We start from the raw sequence: 24,147 nt of genomic DNA, 5'->3' as shown, positions 1-24,147 counted from the left end.
GATATTCATATTTATTCTATTTACTGACCAAAAAACAAGAAAATACGCTATTTATTTACAATTTTAATCATGTAGGTAATTATCCTTGAATAAGAAACTTGGCTTAATATCACTCACCGCATTAGTATTAAGCTCAATGGTTGGTGCAGGTGTATTCAGTTTGCCTCAAAATATGGCTGAAGTTGCCAGCCCTGCCGCATTGATTATTGGGTGGGTGATAACAGGCATTGGTATCCTCTTTCTTGCTACATCTTTATTACTTCTCTCTCGCCTTCGACCTGATCTTGATGGTGGTATTTTTACCTATGCAAAAGAAGGATTTGGTGAGTTCATTGGTTTTTGTTCAGCATGGGGTTATTGGGTTTGTGCTGTCGTTGCTAACGTTTCTTATCTTGTTATTGTCTTTGCTGCCTTTAGTTTTTTTACAGACACACAAGAGAACGTCATTTTTGGTGATGGAAATACATGGCAAGCATTAATTGGTGAGTCAATCTTACTTTGGGTTGTTCATTTTCTTGTTCTACGGGGTGTTCAAACTGCAGCCAGTATTAATTTAATGGCAACAATGGCAAAGCTACTTCCTTTAGGATTATTTGTTATTGTCGCCCTATTAGCTTTCAATATGGATATATTTACCCTTGATTTTAAAGGTGTAAATCTAGGTGTCCCAGTTTGGGATCAAGTCAAAAATACCATGCTGATCACGCTGTGGGTATTTATTGGTATTGAAGGCGCAGTTGTTGTTTCCGCAAGAGCTAAAAACCGTCGTGATGTTGGTTTAGCAACAGTGCTTGCCGTTGTCATCGCATTGATTATCTATATTCTTGTAACTTTGTTATCACAAGGTTTAGTTACCCAAGCAGAATTGGCGGTGATGAAAAACCCATCAATGGCACCACTACTTGTTCAACTTATTGGTAACATGGGCGAGATAATTATTGCAGCAGGCCTTATTCTTTCTGTATGTGGTGCTTATTTAAGCTGGACAATTATGGCCGCGGAAGTACCGTATATTGCAGCACTACATCACTCTTTCCCGAAACAATTAGGGAAACAGAATAAAAATGATGCTCCTTCAGCTTCGTTATGGTTTACCAATTGTGCGGTTCAATTCTCTTTAGTTTTAATTTGGCTGACAGGAAGTAACTACAACACATTACTGACTATTGCATCAGAGATGATCCTTGTTCCTTACTTCCTCGTAGGTGCATTTTTATTTAAAGTAGCAATTGCTCGCAGTAGTCGTGCTTTATTATTAATTGCCATACCTGCAAGTTTATATGGTTTATGGTTACTTTATGCATCAGGTGTTATTAATTTATTACTCTCTGTTGTTCTGTATGCACCAGGTATTCTGATGTTTTTATATACACGCAAACAATATAAAGATAAAAAACCGCTGCTTTTAAGTGAGAAAATTCTGTTAGCTCTTGTCTTATTTGGCGCTATTCCAGCATTGGGTTACTTAACTATTTACTAAAGATAATCTGAGGGGTACTGAAAAACAGTACCTCTCGGCCTCTCTTCTCTTCAAAAAAATTCCCCTTAAGTCAAAAACCTCCCTTGCTAAGCTGTTATTTTTTACACGGATGGTTAGGTGTGTATAAATCAAGAACTATATAGTATGTTGTAACTAACATATAGATAACTATTAATTAGTAAGGTAATAAAAAACCCACGAGAAGCATAAATTCCCGTGGGTCTAAATATATGATAGTTTGATTAATTGAAACTAATTTGTTCTATCGCCTGCAATATACGTTTATCTGATATTGGATATGGAGTCCCTATCTGTTGAGCAAATAGGCTTACTCTTAGCTCTTCTATCATCCAACGAATATTTTGCACTTCTTCTTGTTGCTTTTGTTTCTCGGTTAGTTTGCCTAACCACTGTTGCCACTGCTGAATAACATTTTCAACTCGACTCATTTGCGCCCGATCGCGATTAGGATCAATAGCTAGTTTTTCCATTCGTTTTTCAATTGCACTCAAATAACGAGGAATATCCGCAAGGCGTTTCCATCCATGAGAGGTAACAAAACCAGGAAAAACTAACTGACCAAGTTGAGCTTTAATATCAGATAATGCAAAAGCAACGCTAATATCCACCCGCCCTTTTAAACGCTTATTAATAGCAAATACTTGAGTTAAAATCGCTTCAACTTGTTTTGCTATTTCAACCACAGCATCGTTTAGTTCACCTCTGACATATTCTTGCAGTTTTTGATATTCATCTTCTTGCCAAATTAAACCACCATAAGACGACATCAGTTTATCAACACCACAAGCAATACAATCATCAATCAGCTCCAACACTTTGCCATAAGGGTTAAAGTAAAGACCAAGTTTTGCTTTATTAGGTAATTTTTCATGCAGATATTTAATAGGTGACGGAATATTTAATAATAATAATCGTCTTACCCCTTCCCACATTGAAGCTTGCTGTTCAGATTCTGTTTCAAAAAGCTTAATACCCACACTGTTTTTTTCATCCACGAGTGCAGGATAAGCTTTCACTGAATAGCCACCCCGTTTTTGCTCATAACGCTGAGGCAAATCACCAAAACTCCAAATATGTAAATCTTGTTGTTCAATACCATCATCGGCGACTGCTGATAATGTTTCTTGCACTTTTTCCTTTAAGTTCTCTTTTAATTTATTGAGATCTTTACTTTCTGCCAGCGTTTTATTTTTTTCGCCAACAACACGGAATGTCATTTTTAAGTGATCAGCGACTTGGTCAAGCTGCCAGCTTTCTCTATCGACAGTCACTCCTGTCATACGGCGCAACTCTTTTTCAAGCCTATCGAGTAAATCACCTTCAACTTGAGGTACACGCTCTAAAAATGCAGAAGCATAATTAGGCGCTGGTACAAAATTACGACGGATAGGTTTTGGTAGTGACTTAATTAAAGCCACAATCAATTCATGGCGAATACCTGGAATTTGCCAGTCAAAACCTTCGTCTTTTACCTGATTCAAAATAGGTAATGGAATATGAACAGTGACACCATCAGCCGCAGTACCCGGTTCAAATTGATAGGTTAAGCGTAATTTTAAATTATCTTGGTGCCAATAATTTGGATAATCTAGCGCACTAACACGTTTAGCATCATCTTTGATAAGCATACTTTTTTCAAAGTTAAGCAGATCAGGTGATGCCTTTTGTGCCTCTTTCCACCATTTATCAAAATGACGAGACGAAACGACATCCTGAGGTATTCGTTGATCGTAGAACGTAAACATTGTTTCATCATCAACAAGAATGTCTCGACGACGAGATTTATGCTCTAACTCTTCAACTTCTGTGCGTAATTTTAAATTGTCACGGAAAAATGCATGGCGAGTTTGCCAATCTCCCTCCACTAACGCGTGGCGAATAAAAAGCTCACGACATAAAAGTGGATCAATTTGACTGTAATTAATAGGTCGAGAAGCTACAATTGGTAAACCATACAGGGTGACTTTTTCATTAGCCATTACAGCGCCTTGCGCTTTTGACCAATGAGGTTCGCTATATTGATGTTTCACCAAATGTTCAGCGATAGGTTCTATCCATTCAGGTTCAACGCGTGCTGCAATTCTTCCCCATAGACGAGATGTCTCGACTAGCTCTGCCACCATTGTCCATTTTGGTGGTTTTTTAAATAAACCTGACCCCGGATAAATAGAAAAACGGGCATTTCTTGCGCCAGTGAATTCTTGTTTATCTGCATCTTTTTGCCCAATATGTGACAACAAGCCACTTAACAACGCAACGTGAACACTTCTAAAATCAGCAGGCTCACTATTAACAGGGAACCCTAACTCTTTAACAACTTGTCGCAACTGTGTATAAACATCTTGCCATTCCCTTACTCGCATAAAGTTTAAGAATTCTTGGCGACACAATTTTCTAAATTGAGATTGACTCAACTCTTTTTGCTGAGTTTTTAAATAATCCCACATATTTAAAAAAGATAAGAAGTCAGAGTCTTTATCTTGGAAGCGTCGATGCTTTTCATCAGAGGCTTGCTGTTTATCCATTGGTCTTTCGCGCGGATCTTGAATCGAAAGTGCGGATGTAATGATCATCAACTCTTTCACTGCGCCATATTTACGCGCTTCAAGTACCATTCTCGCTAAACGAGGATCGATAGGAAGTTGTGCAAGTTGTTTCCCCATTGGAGTTAAACGATAAGCACCATTGTGGTCAGTTTCGTTTTGTAACGCGCCTAGTTCCTCTAATAAACGAACACCATCTTGAATATTGCGTTTATCTGGTGGCTGCACAAATGGGAAAGCACTAATATCACCTAACCCTATCGACGTCATTTGTAAAATAACAGATGCAAGATTAGTTCTTAATATTTCAGGATCAGTAAACTCAGAGCGAGAAATAAAATCATCTTCTGAATAAAGACGAATACAAATACCGTCAGAAACACGACCACAACGCCCTTTTCTTTGATTTGCCGAAGCTTGAGAAATAGGCTCAATTGGAAGCCGTTGTACTTTAGTACGATAACTATAACGGCTAACACGCGCAAAGCCGGTATCAATAACGTACTTAATACCGGGTACAGTTAATGACGTTTCGGCGACGTTAGTCGCTAAAATAATACGTCTACCGTTATGAGGATGAAATATTCGATTCTGTTCACTGTTAGATAAACGGGCAAATAAAGGTAATACTTCCGTATGGCGAAGTTGTAATTTATTCAACGCATCAGCAGTGTCGCGAATTTCGCGCTCACCACTCATAAAAATAAGAATATCACCCGCACTTTCTCTGCTTAATTCATCAATAGCATCAACAATACCATCGGTCATATCCTTATCACTATCAAGTTCGTCACCACCAATAGGACGATATCTAACTTCAACAGGATAAGTTCGACCTGACACCTCAATAATAGGTGCTTGATTAAAATGTTTAGAAAAACGTTCAGGATCGATGGTTGCAGAAGTAATAATAACTTTTAAATCAGGGCGTTTAGGTAATAGCTGTTTTAAATAACCAAGAATAAAATCGATATTTAAACTGCGTTCATGGGCTTCATCAATAATGATAGTGTCATATTGAAGTAACAGCTTATCTTGCTGTAATTCTGCCAATAAAATACCATCTGTCATTAACTTGACGAGAGTATTATCGCCAACATGGTCACTAAAGCGAACCTTATAACCTACAGATTCTCCTAATGTACTTTTTAACTCATGAGCGATACGTTCAGCTACTGACCGTGCAGCTAAACGGCGAGGCTGTGTATGACCAATGAAACCTTTGATCCCTCGTCCTAATTCAAGACAAATTTTAGGGATCTGTGTTGTTTTACCTGAGCCAGTTTCCCCTGCAATAATAACGACTTGGTTATCTCTTATTGCATTATAAATGGCATCTTTCTTTTGGCTAACAGGAAGGTTTTCTGGGTAAGTAATTTCAGGACAATTGGCACGGCGGCGAATTATCATCTGTTGTGCTGTTGTAATATCGTCTTTAATTGCACTTAATACCGCTTGTTTAGACTCTTCATTATTAATTTTAGCGACGCCACGTAGACGTTTTCTTAATCGTTGCTGCTCCCGCAACGATAATTGCTCTATTTCTTGATAGAGTGTGGCAGATGATAATGTCACCTTTTATTATCCTTTTTGAGGTTATTCTAATCAAAACTAATGCCCTTATGATATCACATCCGGCTATTGGCACATAAAGGCTTGATTAAATTTATTAGTATATAATTTTATATAATCAATAATTTTGAATAGCATATTCAAAGGATTGTGATGTGATATTTTAAAGATCGGGTAAACTACTACCAACTAACAAATTTAAATAAATAGAACATTTTATAGACCACGAGAAAATAATGAAAAAGATCCTTGTACTGAAATCCAGTATTTTAGATAGCTATTCGCACAGTAATAAAATGACCGATTACTTAATTGAAAATTGGCAAAGTAATCATAAAGATGACTTAATTACAGTACGTGACCTCGCTAAAAATCCAGTGCCTACTTTAGACCAAGCAACGCTATTTGCTTTTGGCAAAGAAACTGCGATGCTATCGGATGAACAAAAAGCAGCTAGAGCATTATCAGATGAGTTAATTAGTGAATTAAAAGCCCACGATATGATAGTGATTACTGCACCAATGTATAACTTTTCAATTTCGGCTCAATTAAAACATTATATTGATTTTATTGCTCGCGCCGGTGAAACGTTTAAATATACTGAAGCGGGTTCTGTTGGCTTGCTTGAAAATAAACAAGCGATTGTATTAACCAGTCGTGGTGGTGTTCATAAAGATCAACCTTCTGATCTTATTGTTCCATTCCTAAAACAATTTTTAGCTTTTATCGGTATCAATGACGTACAGTTTATTATGGCTGAAGGTACCGCATATGGTGAAGAATACGCACAGCAATCTCACCTACAAGCACAAAAAGAAATTGATGCTGTTGTTAACTCAAGAAGCATTACAGCAAAATAATAATTTATATTTTTCTTAAAGCACCTACTTCAGGTGCTTTTTTTATATCTAAATTTTACACTTCACCAAACACAAAGATATGCTAATTTTTATTTTATAAAAAAATCATTTCTAATTTATAATTTAAAAACCTTAATAGCAAGAAAAACCAAATTTAATCAAACTTTCAAAGTAATAATAAAATACAGATTATTTTAATAGCCATATTTTATTGTTTATTCTTTTATTCATACTACAAATGAATGCTCATATAAAAAACCAATTTGATTTGTAAAAACCAAATTAATAAAATTTAATCGCCTTAAGTAATATAGAAGTAATTAAATAATTCTCTTAATTCAATAAATGGAACTTACGATGAAAAAAAATATACTCTCATTATTTATTCTATCTACGACTCTTTTATCAATTCAATCAAATGCTGCTGAATATACAGAAAAAAATGTAGGAACAATTACAATTAATGGTTCTGTTACACCGAGTCCAAAATGTCAACTAGAGGCAATAAAACCCGTTGAATTACTACCGGTTCAAGAGAATAACTTTGGTAATGATGATATCGCCAACACTGCATTTCAGCCCCTTTCGATTCAATTTACTAACTGTAAAGACAACATTAATAGATTACAATTAAAAATAGAAAAACAAACTAATATGCGTTTGAAAAATTTAGCTGATAATGGTAGCAATGTTGAGGTTGCTATTTTTGATACTGATAAAAACATCATTAATTTAGATAATGAAAAACCTGATGAATTTCAAGTTAATGTGGATAAAGGAAATAACAGCGCACAATTTTTATTTGACGTTAACTATATGAAACCTAATGGCATAGATGCGACACCAGGTGCGGTATCATCCTCTTTAACTTTTGATGTTATATATAGTGATATTGCTATGGATTAAAACTCTATAAATCAACAAAGCTGGAATACCAGCTTTGTTTTAATATTTATACTTTCTACTTTAACTAGCAAAAGAATATGTTTAAAAAATTTAAATTTTTCGTATTATTTTTCATATTTCCCACATATAGTCAATCATCAATAGAAATAAATAAAGATAAATTTATTTTTATTGAAAGTATCAATCAAGAAACAATTGAAATAAATAACAAAACAAATAGTGATTATTTTATACAAAGTTGGATTACACATTATGATAAAGAAAATAATAATGAAATTCCTTTTATGATAACCCCTCCTCTTATTAAGATGGAAAAAGATGAAACCTTTTCTTTAAAAATACTTAAAAACGATAAAATAAAAGAAGAAAACAGAGAGACATTATATAGAATAAACATTAAAAGAATACCGATTCTATCAAATTCCGACAACAATAAAAACATGTTACATGTCTCTTTAAATTCTGTATATAACTTAATATATAGACCTTTATCAATAGAAAAAGATGCGAAATATGCTTATAAAAAAATTGAGTTTTTAAAAAATAAAAATAATGAATTTATTATAAATAATCCCACACCTTATTTTATTACTCTATCTTCAATTTCTTGTGATGATGTTTTAACAATTAATGAAAGTAAAACAATCCCTCCTTTTAAGAAATATAATACAAAAAAAGAAATTTTAATAAACGGGGTCGTAAAATGGAAAATATTTAATCAATATGGTCTTGAAATAGAGGCAGTAGACAAGGAAGTTATTAATGATTATTAATCATATGAAAACAAAAGCAGTATTTTTTATTTTAATTTCCATTTATAACAAAAATACTATAGCTCAAGATAGTTCACTCTCTATTTATGCTCATGCATTTTCTAATATTGATAAAGAAACGATTAAACAATTACTTGAAAATAAAAAACCTGAAGGTTTTTATCATTCTATAATTTATATCAATAATAGAAAAAAATAGCAAAACTTCTTTACTTTAAAAATATAGACAACAAGTTAACCCCTTGTATCTCTGTTAGTGATTTAATTTCTCTTGGTATTGATATCGATTTTTATTCAATAAAAAAAGAATATCAAGATATAATTCCTTTAAGTGACCATTCAATTAATTTTAAATACTCTTTTTCAAATCAAAAATTAAATTTAATTATTCCACAAAAAGCATTAATAAAAAAAGATAATTATATTACCGATAAAAAAGATTGGGATAATGGGATCACTGCACTATTTAGCCAATACTCCTATTCAATTAGACATCATCAAAAAAAAGCACTAGAACAAAAACTCAATTTACAAACAGGCCTTAATTTTGGTGCTTGGCGCATACGCAGTCAGAACAACTTTTATTGGAATAAAAACCGTTACCAATCGAAGCTTTCATCAATATATACCTATCGCCAAATTAATTCTTTTTCTGCTCTTTTTTATGGAGGTAAGTTTTCACCCACAACACGAATATTACCAACAGATAAAATAATTGGCTTTCAATTAATATCCAATAATTTAATTTCAAGTAATACTCTTTATGCTAACAAACCTATTATTGAAGGAATTGCTGATACAGAAGCTCAAGTAATGATTAAACAAGGTGACAAAGTTATTTATGAAAGCACTGTTCCCCCTGGTCCTTTTATTATAAATTCATTACCTGTTTTAGGGAGTGAAAAACTCAGTCTAGAAGTTAAAGAAGCAGATGGAAGAATAAAAATATCAACACATTATTTCACATCATTACCTAATCAACTAAATAAAGGTAGTTATCAATATAATTTTATTTCCGGTACATTAGCTAAGAATAGCCATAAAGAACATTCTATTTTCCTTTTAAGTGAATTTTCATATGGTCTTAGTCAAAGGATCACCTCATATAGCGCAATAAAAAAACGAGATACCCATATGAATTATCTATCTGGACTATCTCTTGATTTAGGTATATTGGGTGGTTTAGCAACAGATTTAAGTTATGAAAATAGTAGAGATAAATTAAAATATCAATTTCGTTATCAAAAAAGCATGTCAAAAACACAAACCTACTTTACTTCTGGAATATCTTTTTATCATTATTTAGATAATTTTCAAAAAAAAGATAGTATTAAAAGAAATTATTCGGTTTCTGTATCACAAAATATTAATGACTTAGGTTATCTTTCTTGTCGGTATCACGAAAAAACATATGAAAATATATCTAAAAACTTTGAATTAGGTACTTCTTTTTCATCCTCAATAAATAAAATAAACTATAATCTTAAATATGAATTTAAAAAAGACAAATCTATTTTTGATCATTCCTTCTCACTCAATCTCCATATACCATTAGGTAATAATAGTGATCACTATAATTGGTTTAATAATCAAACAAATTATCAAAATAAGAAAAAACATTATATCAACACGACCAACATTGGAGGTGCTCTGCTTAACTATAATTTAGGATATTCAGTAAATTATCAACATACTTATAATGAGAAGAGAAAGTCCAACCGTTTTTCTACCAATGCCCGTTATCAAAACAACTATCAATCTTACACATTTAATATGAACAAAATGGAAGATAGTTATAATTACAATGTTTCTATTAATGGAGGAATTGTTCTTCATTCTAATGGTATTACTCTCACTCCTCGTTTAGGTAGAACATTTGCACTGATTAATACTCAAGGAATATCTGGAATTAAAACATCATTTTCAACAAAAACAAAATCAGATATTTTTGGAAATCTAATTTTAAATAACATAACACCTTATCGAATAAATAATATTAAATTAAATGCAACGACATTACCGCAACAAGCAGAAACCGAAATTTATAGCAAAAATATTATTCCCACATTAGGCGCAGTATCTAAAATAACTTTCCCAATAAAAATTGGTTATCGTGTTATTTTTAAATCAACAACCCCACTTCCCTTTGCATCGACAGTCACCACATTCGATAAAAACGGTAATATTATTTCTCATGGGTTAGTATCAGAAAATAATATTATTTTTCTTTCTGGTATTACAGAGAATGGATTAGTAAAAGTAAAATGGGGAGAAGATAAACAGTGTCAATTTATTTATGAAATTGATAATAATGAAAAGAACACCACACTAATAAAAAAAGAAATCAATTGTATTTAAACTAAGTTATCTCTATTAAGAAAAATATGAAAAAAACCATCTATTTAATAATTACGTTACTATTTATCTCTTTTTCACTATCATCAGAACCTAGACGTGGTGATCATAAAATTCCTTTAAGTTGTGATATTGATTATATCTATGAAAACATTAGCGATAAGATTTCTATTAATGAAAATGATTTTTCATCACATGAAGTGGGGACATTAGCCGATACTGATAGCCACATCATTATTATTACTATAAATGACTGTTCGAAAAGCCATGGCGAAGTTCGTTTAAAAATTGAAAATTCAAGCATTGATAGTAATACCGGTTATTTAAAAAATCAGTTCACTGATGATAGTGCAAGTGCTAATATTGCATTTCAATTATTATACAATGAAGAACAAAGACCATTAGATCTTAATAAAGAAAATGAATTTGTTGAGGATCTCATTGATGGAAAAGTTGAGTTTTATTTTTTTGCTAATTATGTAAAAAAAGATGATACACCTCCAAAACCCGGTTATATACAATCCGATATTCAGTTTACTATAAAAATAAATGATGATGTTGTTACATTTGACGATAGTTAGTGATTTCAATTATGGAAAAGCACGATAGCTATTTATAATAGATCGTGCTTTTAATGGAATTAAATGCTTATTTAAAGAGTTACTATTTTTTTACCCATTTACCATTAATACCTTTAACATACTCACCTTCATTAGCTCTTGCGACTAATTTTTCACCTGCAAGTCGAGCCACTGATTCTGGTGTTACTTGGTTAGTTTTAGCAACTTCAACATATTTTGCTTTTCTAGCTTGATTGATTTCATCAACAAGTTGTTGCGCTTGTTTGTTATTTGTTTGTACAAGTTCAATATAACCGCTGAAGGTTTCCCCTACTAACCCTTGTGATCTCGCTTCATCAAGTGTTAATGCGATAGCATTTGTACCAGTTAAAGCTATTATTAGCCCAAAACTTAAGAGATATTTTTTATAATTCATCATTTACCCTTTAAAAAATGGCGCTGTTATTTTTTAAGAGATCTTCAACTTGTCTGTCTATTTTTACATTAATCTCATGTTCAATTTTTACGTTCATATTAATATTTATAGGTTTATCAGGTGTCGCGACTTCTAATCGAATACATCCTGTTAACATTGATATTCCCATTACCATGGCCGTTAATAAAAATAGTTTTTTAAAGAATAATGGTTTCACTCTGACTCACTCCCTAAATCTGATAAGCTTTTTTCTAACCACTCTTCCAATTGTGAACCAAATCGTAAACTTCGCCATAATTGGAAGACATTTTCTTCATGTCGATAATTTAGATTAACCTGACGGCGTTTATCCTCTAAAGGATTCGTTCCCTGAATTTCAGCCTCTAGCACTAACTCACCCAAATTGCTTAAATTAACACGCGTCCAAGAACGACTGATCTCTAGATAACGCAACCATGCCATAGCAACACCGGCTGACATATTGTTATCATCAATTGAATCAACGAAATCTTTATCAAGTCTTAACGTTAGATAAGATGAATTAGCCAGCCAACCATTTTTAATAATTCATTGATTATTATTAATAAAGAATGGAAACTCACCACTCACTTTACCTGACGCTGCAAACTGAGTCACTTTTAATAGAGTAAACAGATGACTTAATTGAATATTATCAATAGAAATAATCGCAGCATCATGTTGTGGTATCGTTAATTCTGCTAAAGATATTGTTCCATCCAGCATTGCGACATTAACGTTAGATAAGATTAGTGGTTTACTTTCAGTTGCTGGATAAAAGCCTTGGAGATCTGCCGTAATATCGGTCATTTCAAAAAGGTTATTAACTCGTTTTATTCGTAACTGAACGGGTTGTTTAACCCCTAATTGCCATTCATCCCTATTTAAACGCCAAGGTAAGATAAAATCTAAACCTTCTAAGACACCATCTTTAAGCCACATTCCGCCCTGTCTAACAACAAGATGCCCACCAGCAACTAATCCTTGTTCTGGTGCAATAGAAAAATCAGCTTGTGTATACAATTCACCTTTATCAAGGGTAATGCCTAAATCTGCAGGTATTAGTGATTGAAAAACATTAATTGGTTGTGAAGGCCAACGCATTTGCCCTCTTAGTCTAGCACCATCCCAACGTGTATTAATTGCAATTGGTCCTATATTAGGTTTAGCGTTTAACTCACCTTTTACATTAAAATTAAAAGGTGATTCACCACTGACCGTAGCAATAAAATCCGCCTTATCTAAAAAACCACCAGCAGGGAAATCAATACGTTGACTCGTTAATTTTAGCTTTCCATTAAATGTTGGCTTTTTATCATCTCTGAACCAACGAAATGGGCTTAATAAAGATAATCGTGGCGCAGTCATTGTAGTATGTTGATATTTTAAAACATCAAAACCTGTATTGAGTTTCTCAAAACTCACTAATTTATCAGCCCAATAACCTGTTCCTGCAATATCCCAATGCGCTTTTAACGGTAGTAAATTTCCATCTCCCCAATAACGCCATTGCCAAGTTCCATTATCAGGTAAGAAATCAATTGCTTTACCTTGAAAATGAATGCGGTAATCTCCCCAAATACTGTCTTGGGCGACGACTATCGCATTTAAACGTCCATTAAAGCCTTTTGATGAAAAGGTGGTTCCAGCTAAAGGTAAACGAGCATCTGTTACAGTCAGTGTTTCAGTAACTGGCCCTTTAAAACGAAACAAAGATCCGGGTTGAAATTCAATAGTAGGATCTGTCAACATGCCAGTGACTTTAACAGGTAATTGCGCGCTGGCTTGCATTAATTCTTTATTAACAACACCGGTGATTTGAATAGGGATTTGTGCATCTATCCAATTTACTGTCGTTTCGGGGATCGATATCACCAAATTTCCTTTCCCTGCTTTACCTTCCGTCATCACGTTTAATCGTGCAGTTAATCTTAAATCCGTTAATCCTTTTTGCCATTGTGCGATATTAATATTTACACCACCTCGTAAAGGTTGGTCTAATCCAAACCATTCCCAACGACCTTGCTTAATAACGATATTTTCAGGAGTGACTGTCCAAGGTAATAAAGCCAGTGCATGGCCTCCACCTTGTTCAGCAATTGAAATAGTGCCAGATTGTCCAACCCATTCAAGAACAAAAACTAACGGATGTTCATAGTGAGAAGTTAATAACGTTGCATCGATGGTACCTTTTTCAGGTAATGACGCGATATCTAGAGGAAGCGCTATTTCGGCTGCCAATTCGATATTATTATCATCAGGTAAATTCACTTTAAGCTGTTTAATATCAAGCCACTGGTTATCTCTAATAGAAATACCAAGTTGAGCATTTTCTCCTTGGTAAGTAATTAGTCGCCCATTATTTTGTGTTTTTAGTTGTAATGCTCCTTGATAACGAGCATTTTCTTTTAAGAGTACATTATCGATATTGACGGATAAATAAGGTATTGAAGTTAATAGAGAATTTATATCAAGTGGAACAGTGGCCGTTTCTTCTTGTTTACTTGCTGGCATCATTGAAAAACATTGTTCATCAATGACGAGTTGCTGGCTATTAAATTGAAGTTTGTCAATTTGCTCTTTTTGATAAGTAAAAACAAAGTTATCAAGACTAGCTAAAGTACAACTTTCTGCCTTTAATGCGATATTTTCAATTGAAACGCCTATGCGCTGTAACTTGGGCTGTGATAAAGAAAGTGTTACACCTTCAGGCAAGTAATAGTGAGCAACCACGGGCAACCAACGAGGAATAGATGCCCATAAAGCAGTGCCAATTAGACCTGTGCCTAGTAGTATCGTCCCTGTCCATTTGATTGTTTTTCTTAACAACACATCATATTCCTTTTAAACAAACCTGAATCATCCACTTACCTCGCTAAATTGTTTATAATGATAATATTAATTTCTTTCATATTGGGGCTGGATAATTCTTGTTTTTCCAGCCTCTGAATAAAAATTTAATCGAGAGTAGAGAAGACTGGATGAAAATCGTTTCCTATAGTACTAAACATTATGATCGTAAGCACATGGAATGGGTCAATCAACATAATGGATACCATTATGATATTGAATATTTCGATTTTAATTTGACAGAACAAACCGCAAAAAATGCCGTTGGTGCTAATGCTGTTTGCATTTTCGTCAATGACGATGCAAATCGAGCGGTTTTACAAGAGCTTGCTAGCCTTAATATACGCATCCTCGCATTACGCTGCGCAGGATTCAATAACGTCGATTTAGAAGCTGCAGCTGAATTAGGAATAACAGTTGTTCGTGTGCCGGCTTATTCACCAGAGGCTATTGCAGAACATGCTGTTGGTATGATGCTATCACTTAATCGTCGTATACACAGAGCTTATCAACGTACTCGTGATGCAAACTTCTCATTAGAAGGCCTAACTGGTTTTAATATGCATAATCGTACTGCTGGTATTATTGGTACAGGTAAAATAGGATTAGCAACATTGCGCATATTAAAAGGCTTTGGCATGAAATTACTTGCTTATGATCCTTATCCAAATCAAGCAGTACTTGATTTAGGTGCCGAATATGTCGATCTAGCAACACTCTATGCAAATTCTAATGTTATTTCGTTACATTGCCCATTAACCGCAGATAATCATCATCTATTAAATGAAACCGCTTTTTCACAAATGAAAGATGGCGTGATGATTATTAACACCAGTCGTGGTGCTTTAGTGGATTCTGCTGCTGCTATTAATGCATTAAAACAAGGTAAGATTGGTGCTTTGGGAATGGACGTTTATGAGAATGAGCGTGACCTTTTCTTTGAAGATAAATCAAATGATGTTATTCAAGATGATATTTTCCGTCGTCTTTCTTCTTGTCATAATGTGTTATTTACAGGACACCAAGCTTTCTTAACGGAAGAAGCATTAATTAGTATTAGCGAAACAACACTGCACAATATTAAAGACGTTGCTTCAGGTAATGAATGCGTTAATCAGATCAAAGCTTAATTTTAAGCATTAAGAAGATATGTAACAAAAAGCCCTCTTAGCCATAAATTAGCAAAGGGGGCTTATTTTATTGATTAGCGATACGCCACTTATTTTTGTTGAGTATCGATAGCTTCTGCTGATTGCGTTGATTCAAAGCGTGAAAGTGTTTCTTTCTCTTCGTCTACTTTGAATTGTGAAACTAATTTAGCTAATTGATGAGCTTCATCATCCATATTCGCTGTGATAGCAGCTGACTCTTCAACCAATGCCGCATTTTGCTGAGTAACAGTATCCATTTCACTAACAGCTAATGCGATTTGATTAATCCCCATACTTTGTTCATTTGAAGCAAGGGCAATCTGTTGCATAAAGTCATTCACCTGGTTTATCGTCGTGACGATCTCTGACATTGAGCGTCCAGCTTGAGCAACTTGCTGAGAGCCAACATGCACTTTATTAACAGAATGTGTGATCAAGTCATTAATCTCTTTCGCAGCTTCCGCACTACGACTCGCTAAACTACGCACTTCAGATGCCACAACGGTAAATCCTCTACCTTGCTCACCTGCTCTTGCCGCTTCAACTGCCGCATTCAATGACAAAATATTTGTTTGATTGGCAATGCTATTAATAATGTCATTGATGTCTGCAATTTTCTTCGCACTTTCAGAGATTGAAGACATGGTTTCTACCACGCTATCCATCACATTTTCGCCATTTTGAGCAGATGCCGTTGCTGTTAGTGCTAATTTGCTTGCTTCACGCGAGTTATCCGCATTTTTCTCAACTGTTGTTTTAATTTGCTCCATACTGGCAACAGTTTCTTGTAATGCGCTAGCCTGCTCTTCAGTTCGAGATGATAAATCTGTATTTCCTGTCGCGATTTCGCTTGCACTAACACTGATAGTATTAACGGCATTTTTCACGGAAGAGATCATATGGCTTAATGAGTTTTTCATTTTATTCATTTCATTGAATAACTGACCAAACTCATTAGTACCGTGATTATCTACACGCATACTTAAATCGCCTTGGCTCATCTTACTAAAAATATTGATTAATATTTTAATATTGCCAATAAAGGTATGGGAAAACCAACGTAATATAATGAAAAATAAGAGAATAACAATAACGCCTGTCGTGATTGATACCAGCATTAAACGTTCTTGAGATGTTTTTGCAATATCGATATAGCTATTTTCGATACCATTAGCCACGGCGTAATATTGCATCGTGATATCATTGAGCTCATCCATTTTAACACTGGCAGAGTGTGTTGTTAGCTCACCTCTACGCAATCTCTCTAGTGCACCAGTGAAAATATCAAGCAATTCATCAAAACGCTTTGTCATTTCATCGGCCAACTCACGCCCTTCTATTGTCAGCTTTTCAGCATCCGCCCAACGGTGGATCTCTTCACGCGTTATTTCAATATATTCTGTGGTTTGATGAAAATATTTTGCTGAAGGTTTTTCATTAACCCGTAATTGTCCATCTAACCCATTAATATTTGCCCTGATCACGGCCATTTGATATCGCGCTTTGCCCATAAGTAACATTTGCTGGCTTAGGTTATTTGATGAAACGAAATTATTATAAGATCGAGTGGAAGCATCATAACTAAAATAAATAATGCTCATTATCAACGCAAATAAAATGGCCAGCATGACCTTAACGGTCTTTTCTATACTGATATTTTTAAACATGGTCATATTCCATCAAAATATACAGAATTTTTTATCTGTACATTTGTAAGATATCAGAATGCACTCTTTCTCTGACAAAGAGCATATTCCCTGGTGTAAATAAAATAAGGCTAAAATTTATTCATTAGAATATAAAGGCACGTAGGATCTGCCTTTGTTTATAATGTCGGTAATAATGAGGAAAAACTTTAGAGTCCAGTGGAAATCATTTTTCATTTATGAAATAAACGATTGTTTTATCCACCTAGATAAAAATTAACTATACAATATCCTGCGATGACGATAATTTTACTCAGAAAAAGATAATTTATTAATTATTTTTTAGTTTTTGAAATTTTATTCGTGTATTTTTACATTAATATTTAATAGGTATATTCACCTATTAACATTAATTTATTTAACTTCAAAGTTAGTTTATAGTGAGTTTTAAAAATAATTTGTTTCCAATAAAAATAAAGCAGTTTCTAAAAACTGCTTTTATTGTTTATTTATTATGAGTAATTTAGTTTTATTTAGAAATTTAAATAATTTTTTTTATTAATAGTTTTTCAGTTAGTTCAATAAGTCTTATCACATTTAATGGGGTTTCTAATTTTTTAACTTCATCCAAAGAAAGCCATTGAAAAGATTTATTTGTTAATTGGCTATTTTTTAACGGTTTACAAAGGTAAATCATATCGATGTGATAATGAAATCCTTGTTTTTTATCGTGGATGGGTTCTTTTAAAATGGCGAGGGGTTTTACAAGTTCAATAACATCATTGTTATTTAGGTTAAGACTAAATTCAGGTTGATAACAAAGACACTCACACAGTAAGCCTGTTTCTTCTTCTATTTCTCTTAATACTGCATCTTGTGGCTCTTCATTTTCTTCTATATGACCACCTGGTGGTAACCAACAGCCTATTTTAGAATGCAAATGGAGAAGGAATTTGCCTTGCTCATTGAATACAATGCCCGTTGCGGTGAAATGGCTCTTAGGCACTTCTATTGTCATAATGTTCTGAACCTTTGTTTTGTGTATTTTGATCCAATGTACATCAACCTATCACTATTTTTGTGCTATTTATGATTTTTTGCATTTATTGAAGATTGTTTTATGCCCATTAAAAAATCAGAAAATATCGTTTTAAACTCCTTACAGGCATTTTCAGGTAATGTAGCTTCATTCTTTAAATTAATCGCGATATGCGTGACAAATCCATAAATTAAATTTACGACAATATCAGGAGAATAGGTACAAATTTCTTGTTTGTTATAGAGGGTATCTACACATTTTTTAATTCGAGGAATAAGAATTTGTGAATCAATTTCATCCCATTCTTTCCAACCTAGAACGGAAATTATTTCTTGTAAGGGAATCAGCTTATCTTTATGTTGATAAATATGATCAACACAGAAGTTAAAAATAACCTCTAACTCTTGCCACTTATCATCATAGGTAGGAATCTGAACCAGTTTTTCGACGACCTTATCAACCTGAAAAAGGTAGCACTCTTTTAATAGTGCTTTCTTATTACTAAAGTGGTGATAAAAGGCCCCTTTCGTTACTCTTGCGTGACGTGATATTTCATCAACGGAAACATCACAATAGTTCTGATTTATAAATAATTCTTGTGCAGCTTCACGTAATGCAGTGCGCGTTTGCTCTGAATTCTCTTGTTGCCGTGATTTTATTTTCATGATAAAACCCTTAAAACATACCATAAGTATGTAATAATATATGGGTATCAGTTTCGTGTAAACTGAACAAAATATTTTCAGGAAATTATCATGTCATCTCAGTACAATGGGCTTATCCCCTCAAATACCTTATCCACTTTTAATATAGAAATTATCAAAGAACTCCTTCTCTGGATTGAGGTGAATCTGGAAAAACCGTTGCTACTTGATGATGTTGCGATCCGTTCTGGTTATACCAAATGGCATTTACAACGCGTGTTTAAACAAGCAACAGGATTAACACTTGCTTCGTATATTCGAGGAAGACGTTTAACAAAAGCGGCAACCGAATTACGATTAACTAAATTGCCTATTCTGACTGTAGCATTACGTTATCAGTTCGATTCCCAGCAATCATTTACGCGTCGTTTTAAAGCGACCTTTGGTGTAACACCCACAGAATATCGTAAACTAGATAATCTTTGTGGTGATAACTTTCAGCCACCAATCAATTTTGATGTTGTTGATTTGCCTATTCCTAAAATTATGGATTTACCTGAAAGTTATGTTTATGGGATGCAATATCAGTATTTTTGCTCTATCGAAGATATAGGTAAATTACACGAAGATATTCGTCACCAATTTTGGAATGATTTTTTACTGTATACGGATAAAAACTTTACAGAAAGTACTGTGCTTATCTCATACCAACCGAACACATTGCGTAAAAATAAAATCCAGATTGATTATGAAATTGGGTTAAATAGCTTAGATCATTTTACAAAAACCAGTGGTTTTAGAAAAAGAGTGATTGAGGCAGGACGTTATGTCAGATTCCAATTTAAGGGAACTCTAGAAGAATATAAACAGTTTGCGATGAAAATTTATTTTTATACCCTTCCCGCATTAGGTTTATGTCGTCGTTTAGGTGCTGATATTGAAAGATATGTCAGTATAGAAACTGATGTTGATTTAATGGAATTGCCAAAAACCTTAGAGATTGATTATTTCGTTCCTATTCATTAAAGATCTCCAGATAGCCTGAATTTTCAGGCTATTATATTAAGAGTGGATTAATTTTATAGAGACTATCTGTGCGATAAATTTTACATCACTTGTTTCTATACAATAATTCACTAAATTAGCTGTTTACTTATTATTAAAATAAAATTTTTTATTGCACCCCTACAAAAACAAACAGGCGATCATGCGCACTTCACTTCTATTTTTACTCTCTACTTTTTTGCTTCCTTCGTTTGCTAGTTATGCAGAAATATCGACACATTCACTCTCACGTAAAGATGGCAGTGAAATTAGCTATTACTTGGATAAACGAGCTGAAAAAAATCAAACTCTATTGGTGTTAATGCAAGGCTCTGACTGTAACAGCATTAAAAATAATACATTTACTCAAGAAATCTTCGGTCAGTGGTTACCCAATAGTGATGTTTTAATGGTAGAAAAATACGGTATTACCGCTCAATTACCTTATTTTCAATATGATGGTGAACGTGTTGATTGCCCTAAAAGCTATAAGCTTCATGATAATCCTAAACAGCGAACTGAAGATTATGAAGCAGTGTTAGATAAATTATCGTCACAGTATCCGAATATTATTTTAATTGGTGGAAGTGAAGGTGCCACGATGGTGCATTTAGTGGTAGCTAAACGCAATGATATAAAAGCGGCTATTGCGCTAAATGGTGGGGGGCGTTTTTTTCTTGATGATGTTCTTTATAATATCCGTCTTACCACACCTAAAGAACACATTAAAGATGCGCTAAATGGCTTTCAGCAATTTGCTGATGCAATAAAAAATAATCAAATAGATGATGAGCAATTTGTCAGTGAACATAGTAAATCATGGTGGCAACAATATTTTGCTATTGATTTACTTAATGTTATTAAAAGTAATCAATATACTCCTATCTTAATTATTCAGACACTTAATGACTCGAATGTAAATGTCGATGCATTTAACCAATTAAGCCAAGATATCAACCAACCTAATGTGAAGTTTATTAAATACGATAAGTTAGATCATGGGTTTTATAATGAACAAGGCGAGCGTTTAACGAGTGAAATAATCAATGATATAAAGCATTGGTACTCTCAATATGAAAAACAATCCAAAGAGTGATTTAACGGCTTATTTATTACTAGCCTTAGTCTCTATCGTTTGGGGTGGGACTTTTATTGCGAGGCGAGTTATCTCACCTGAAATTGATGGTTTATTACTTGCTACATTACGCTTTGTTATCGCGACTATCTGCCTGCTCTTTATTTTATTCTTAACAAAATTCAATTTGGTATTTTTTTAGGCAATCGAGAAAAATAAATTTATCTTTTTTATTGGCTAACATTCTTATTATCCTATACTTAAATAGTAACAAAATTGCTTACTAACTGATTTAAAGCAGGATCTTTATATCGTTAATTCTATATAATGGTAATTATTCTCTCTTTTAAGTTTGGGATAAGAATGGAAAGCACGACTGCACTTTTACGTCTTGATAAAATAGGTTATCGGGTCGATAACAAAACTATCCTTGATAACATCAATTTTGAACTTCAACCTTCTGAATTTAAACTTATCACAGGCCCTTCAGGTTGTGGTAAAAGTACCTTACTCAAGATTGTCGCTTCTCTACTATCATCTACCAGTGGTTCAATTTTCTTTGAAGATAAAGACTATTTAACGTTTTCACCCGAAGAATATCGCCAACAGGTTTCTTATTGTACTCAAACACCGATGTTATTTGGTGAGACTGTTTACGATAACCTTAAATTTCCTTATTTCTTACGAAAACTTTCGGTGGATGATAAGAAACTTGCGCATGATTTGGATTATTTTTGTTTACCTGCATCCATTATGAAAAAAGGAATTAATGAACTTTCGGGAGGAGAAAAACAACGTATTTCACTGATAAGAAATCTGCAATTTATGCCAAAAATCTTATTACTTGATGAGATAACAAGTGCATTAGATGAAGATAATAAAACGAAAGTGAATGATGTTATTCACCACTACGTTAAAGATCAAAATCTCGCCGTATTATGGGTCACTCACGATCAAAATGAAATAAAACATGCTGATGATGTGATCTTATTACCTTCTCACAATGATGCCTGATTTTTTATTTCTTTATCAGTCACCCTTTTGTTATGAGCGAACATAATATTATGAACGAACATACGATAAGCAATGAATCTCTGATTTTCTCGCTTTTATTAGTTCTCGTGGCTATTTTTATTAGTCGCAAAGAAAAGCTAGCTTTAGAAAAAGATATCATTTGGAGTACAGCAAGAGCCATTGTTCAACTGTTAATTGTTGGCTATGTCTTGACCTATATTTTCCATGTTGACCATTTTATTCTTACTTTCTTAATGGTGTTATTTATCTGCTATAACGCAGCCCATAACGCCAAAAAGCGGAGCAAATACGTCAAAGATATCTTTCTGATCTCTTTTACTGCTATTACAACTGGGGCATTATTAACTTTAACTATTTTATTGCTCACCAGTTCCATTGCTTTTACACCCATTCAAATCATTCCTATTACGGGGATGATTGCGGGTAATGCAATGATAGCAACGGGACTTTGTTATAATAATTTAGGTCAACGTTTTCAAAATCAGCAGCAACAATTGCAAGAGATGTTAAGCCTTGGTGCAACACCTAAATTAGCCTCAATGAGTATTATTCGAGATAGCATTAAATCTTCATTAATACCAACTATTGATGCCGCAAAGACTGTCGGTATTGTGAGTTTGCCGGGTATGATGTCAGGGCTTATATTTGCCGGTGTTGATCCATTACAAGCTGTTAAATATCAAATTATGGTGACTTTTATGTTGATGGCAACAGCCAGTATTTCAACTATTATTGCTTGCTATTTAACCTACACGAAGTTTTTTAATCAGCGCCACCAGCTTATTAATTTTGAAAACCGCTAAATATAGCTATTTAGTAATATTACAAAAGGTCACTTTATTAAGTGACCTTTTTTATTACTTACTGAGAAGTCGGTTTAAAAGCTTATTTTAATACCGTACATCCCATTTTTTTGACTAACTCACCTGCTTGAGATTTCACACCTTGAGCACTTTCTGGTAACTGACTCCAAAGTGTTAAACCGGTACGAGCTTCCACTTCTGCTGCCGTTACTTGGAATTCACAGAAATTTGCTTTTTTCGGTGTTTGTTGATCCATAATAAATGCCGCATAAGAGGAGTTTTCTGGTGAATCATTTAGAAAAACCACTTTAAAATAAGCACTTGGAATTGTGTGATCTTTATCTGTACTTGGCAACTTACCCATATCTCTTTCGTAGATAGGCCCTGTAACAGTAAAGACTTTGTGACCTTCTTTTGCCAAATTACGCTCTTGATCTTCTAGTCGTACCCAAGCACCTTGGTTTAAGTCTGCTTTTTGCGGTGTAATATTAGAAAGATAGTTAAGCGCATTCCAGCCTGGTAACGCAGCCAATGAAGCTAGAGGAGCTTGATGACCACGGTCAACTTTTAATGTGGCATTAGCGTTTTTGTAATCCGCTGGCGATAAGGTTTCATCATTACCTAAAGCCGGATCTTTTTTCCAGTTACGTGCTTTACCACTACCAATGCTGTCTTTAGTCACTAAATAAGCAACCCAGTCTGCAAACTTGCTCTCACTATTATTATTTAATGTGTAAACATCGCGTTGAATAGTGGTTTCACTGCCTCCTAATGGACAACCAATACCACAATTTTCATCGTTCATTGCACGCATTGAAGTATCACGAGCAACAACAGATGATTGAGTTTCAAGTTCAGGCACAACCATCATTTCTGAATTAGCATAGCTGGTTGAAACCATAAGCAGTGATAAAACAATTGGAGTAATACGTTTCATATAAAATTCCTTTTTATAAAATAAAGAAACAAAAAAACTCGCCGCAGCGAGTCTTGATGTTTAAATAAGAGAAAATCCAATCTTCTCTTTCAGTAAATTCAGGTAATAAACGGCGAAGAAAAACGCATCATTTTAATAATGATGTACGTTTCAATCACTGAATATGACTCAGAATTTTGCTACGAAATATGGCAGATATTTTCACAACCCTAGAATGCAAAAAGCCCCGCATAAGCGAGGCATTTATTCATCTGGTTGGTGAAATTCAAATTTCCCACCATGAGAATAATAGTGAACTACATTTCCCATTTAGTCAATAGTTTTTCTTAAAAAGATTATTTTGTGAATGATTTATTCTCTTATTAACCTTAAAAGGGGAGTTTTTTGTTACTAACGCAA

Annotated in this window: 20 protein-coding genes and 1 pseudogene; 13 read left to right on the top strand and 8 right to left on the bottom strand. The window is 33.8% G+C overall.

Annotation, left to right across the window (positions count from 1 at the left end):
- The first annotated feature begins 85 nt into the window (after positions 1–85).
- Positions 86–1,480 carry a basic amino acid/polyamine antiporter gene (locus tag GWJ01_RS16030; protein ID WP_109393804.1) on the top strand — a complete coding sequence of 465 codons (1,395 nt, stop codon included), beginning with the start codon at positions 86–88 and terminating at the stop codon, positions 1,478–1,480.
- A 242-nt stretch (positions 1,481–1,722) separates the two neighbouring features.
- Here GWJ01_RS16030 and hrpA read toward each other — a convergent pair whose 3' ends face one another.
- Positions 1,723–5,619 (bottom strand): ATP-dependent RNA helicase HrpA, encoded by a 3,897-nt coding sequence (gene hrpA / locus GWJ01_RS16025; RefSeq protein ID WP_161711291.1) that lies wholly within the window; start codon positions 5,617–5,619, stop codon positions 1,723–1,725.
- Between the two features lie 233 nt (positions 5,620–5,852).
- On the opposite strand from hrpA, the gene GWJ01_RS16020 reads away from it, so the two are divergent.
- From GWJ01_RS16020 to GWJ01_RS15990, 6 genes are all read left to right on the top strand, one after another.
- Positions 5,853–6,476, top strand: coding sequence for an FMN-dependent NADH-azoreductase (locus GWJ01_RS16020; RefSeq protein ID WP_109402341.1), 624 nt, complete (start codon positions 5,853–5,855; stop codon positions 6,474–6,476).
- Between the two features lie 357 nt (positions 6,477–6,833).
- Entirely contained in the window at positions 6,834–7,382 is a 549-nt protein-coding gene (locus tag GWJ01_RS16015) for a fimbrial protein (protein WP_157957608.1), read from the top strand.
- Positions 7,383–7,459: 77 nt separating this feature from the next.
- Positions 7,460–8,155: a fimbrial biogenesis chaperone gene (locus GWJ01_RS16010; protein ID WP_161711290.1), complete on the top strand. Its 696-nt coding sequence runs from the start codon at positions 7,460–7,462 to the stop codon at positions 8,153–8,155.
- Positions 8,145–8,354, top strand: a complete 210-nt coding sequence (locus GWJ01_RS16005) for a hypothetical protein (protein ID WP_161711289.1) — start codon at positions 8,145–8,147, stop codon at positions 8,352–8,354. Before GWJ01_RS16010 ends, GWJ01_RS16005 begins: the two co-directional genes overlap by 11 nt.
- Complete coding sequence (locus GWJ01_RS15995) at positions 8,351–10,513, top strand: fimbria/pilus outer membrane usher protein (RefSeq protein WP_337247778.1); 2,163 nt, start codon at positions 8,351–8,353, stop codon at positions 10,511–10,513. Before GWJ01_RS16005 ends, GWJ01_RS15995 begins: the two co-directional genes overlap by 4 nt.
- Before the next feature lie 26 nt (positions 10,514–10,539).
- On the top strand, positions 10,540–11,091 hold the full coding sequence (locus tag GWJ01_RS15990; RefSeq protein ID WP_109402345.1) for a fimbrial protein: 552 nt from the start codon (positions 10,540–10,542) through the stop codon (positions 11,089–11,091).
- Positions 11,092–11,173: 82 nt separating this feature from the next.
- Here GWJ01_RS15990 and GWJ01_RS15985 read toward each other — a convergent pair whose 3' ends face one another.
- The 3 genes and pseudogenes from GWJ01_RS15985 to GWJ01_RS15975 all read right to left on the bottom strand — a co-directional run bounded on the left by GWJ01_RS15985 (position 11,174) and on the right by GWJ01_RS15975 (position 14,356).
- Positions 11,174–11,506: a YdbL family protein gene (locus GWJ01_RS15985; RefSeq protein WP_109393811.1), complete on the bottom strand. Its 333-nt coding sequence runs from the start codon at positions 11,504–11,506 to the stop codon at positions 11,174–11,176.
- 10 nt (positions 11,507–11,516) lie between these two features.
- Complete coding sequence (locus GWJ01_RS15980; protein WP_375804060.1) at positions 11,517–11,723, bottom strand: YnbE family lipoprotein; 207 nt, start codon at positions 11,721–11,723, stop codon at positions 11,517–11,519.
- Positions 11,720–14,356 (bottom strand): annotated as a pseudogene (locus GWJ01_RS15975) (YdbH family protein). Before GWJ01_RS15975 ends, GWJ01_RS15980 begins: the two are co-directional and overlap by 4 nt.
- A 149-nt stretch (positions 14,357–14,505) precedes the next feature.
- Here GWJ01_RS15975 and GWJ01_RS15970 point away from each other — a divergent pair.
- A complete protein-coding gene (locus tag GWJ01_RS15970) occupies positions 14,506–15,504 on the top strand; it encodes a 2-hydroxyacid dehydrogenase (protein WP_109393813.1) in 999 nt (332 codons plus the stop codon).
- A gap of 89 nt (positions 15,505–15,593) precedes the next feature.
- On the opposite strand, the gene GWJ01_RS15965 is transcribed toward GWJ01_RS15970, so the two are convergent.
- The 3 genes from GWJ01_RS15965 to GWJ01_RS15955 form a co-directional block, all read right to left on the bottom strand.
- Positions 15,594–17,192, bottom strand: a complete 1,599-nt coding sequence (locus tag GWJ01_RS15965) for a methyl-accepting chemotaxis protein (RefSeq protein WP_109393814.1) — start codon at positions 17,190–17,192, stop codon at positions 15,594–15,596.
- Positions 17,193–17,712: 520 nt separating this feature from the next.
- On the bottom strand, positions 17,713–18,189 hold the full coding sequence (locus GWJ01_RS15960) for an NUDIX hydrolase (protein ID WP_098942684.1): 477 nt from the start codon (positions 18,187–18,189) through the stop codon (positions 17,713–17,715).
- 65 nt (positions 18,190–18,254) lie between these two features.
- Positions 18,255–18,875 carry a TetR family transcriptional regulator gene (locus tag GWJ01_RS15955; protein ID WP_109393816.1) on the bottom strand — a complete coding sequence of 207 codons (621 nt, stop codon included), beginning with the start codon at positions 18,873–18,875 and terminating at the stop codon, positions 18,255–18,257.
- Between the two features lie 90 nt (positions 18,876–18,965).
- On the opposite strand from GWJ01_RS15955, the gene GWJ01_RS18955 reads away from it, so the two are divergent.
- The 5 genes from GWJ01_RS18955 (at position 18,966) to fetB (ending at position 22,811) form a co-directional block, all read left to right on the top strand.
- Positions 18,966–19,880: a helix-turn-helix domain-containing protein gene (locus tag GWJ01_RS18955; protein WP_109393817.1), complete on the top strand. Its 915-nt coding sequence runs from the start codon at positions 18,966–18,968 to the stop codon at positions 19,878–19,880.
- A 181-nt stretch (positions 19,881–20,061) separates the two neighbouring features.
- On the top strand, positions 20,062–20,994 hold the full coding sequence (locus GWJ01_RS15945) for an acyl-CoA thioester hydrolase/BAAT C-terminal domain-containing protein (RefSeq protein ID WP_161711287.1): 933 nt from the start codon (positions 20,062–20,064) through the stop codon (positions 20,992–20,994).
- Positions 20,972–21,175, top strand: a complete 204-nt coding sequence (locus GWJ01_RS15940) for an EamA family transporter (RefSeq protein WP_109402349.1) — start codon at positions 20,972–20,974, stop codon at positions 21,173–21,175. The genes GWJ01_RS15945 and GWJ01_RS15940 overlap by 23 nt, the downstream gene beginning before the upstream one ends.
- 161 nt (positions 21,176–21,336) lie before the next feature.
- Complete coding sequence (gene fetA, locus GWJ01_RS15935) at positions 21,337–21,987, top strand: iron efflux ABC transporter ATP-binding subunit FetA (RefSeq protein ID WP_161711286.1); 651 nt, start codon at positions 21,337–21,339, stop codon at positions 21,985–21,987.
- Between the two features lie 50 nt (positions 21,988–22,037).
- Positions 22,038–22,811, top strand: coding sequence for an iron efflux ABC transporter permease subunit FetB (fetB, locus tag GWJ01_RS15930; RefSeq protein WP_109393821.1), 774 nt, complete (start codon positions 22,038–22,040; stop codon positions 22,809–22,811).
- Between the two features lie 82 nt (positions 22,812–22,893).
- On the opposite strand, the gene GWJ01_RS15925 is transcribed toward fetB, so the two are convergent.
- A complete protein-coding gene (locus tag GWJ01_RS15925) occupies positions 22,894–23,625 on the bottom strand; it encodes a DNA/RNA non-specific endonuclease (protein WP_227003169.1) in 732 nt (243 codons plus the stop codon).
- Positions 23,626–24,147: the final 522 nt, after the last annotated feature.

The sequence above is a fragment of the Proteus sp. G2618 genome (assembly GCF_009915995.1).
GTDB lineage: Bacteria > Pseudomonadota > Gammaproteobacteria > Enterobacterales > Enterobacteriaceae > Proteus > Proteus terrae.
The sequence above is the reverse complement of the archived record's forward strand: the minus strand, read 5'-3'. Positions and strand labels throughout refer to the sequence as shown.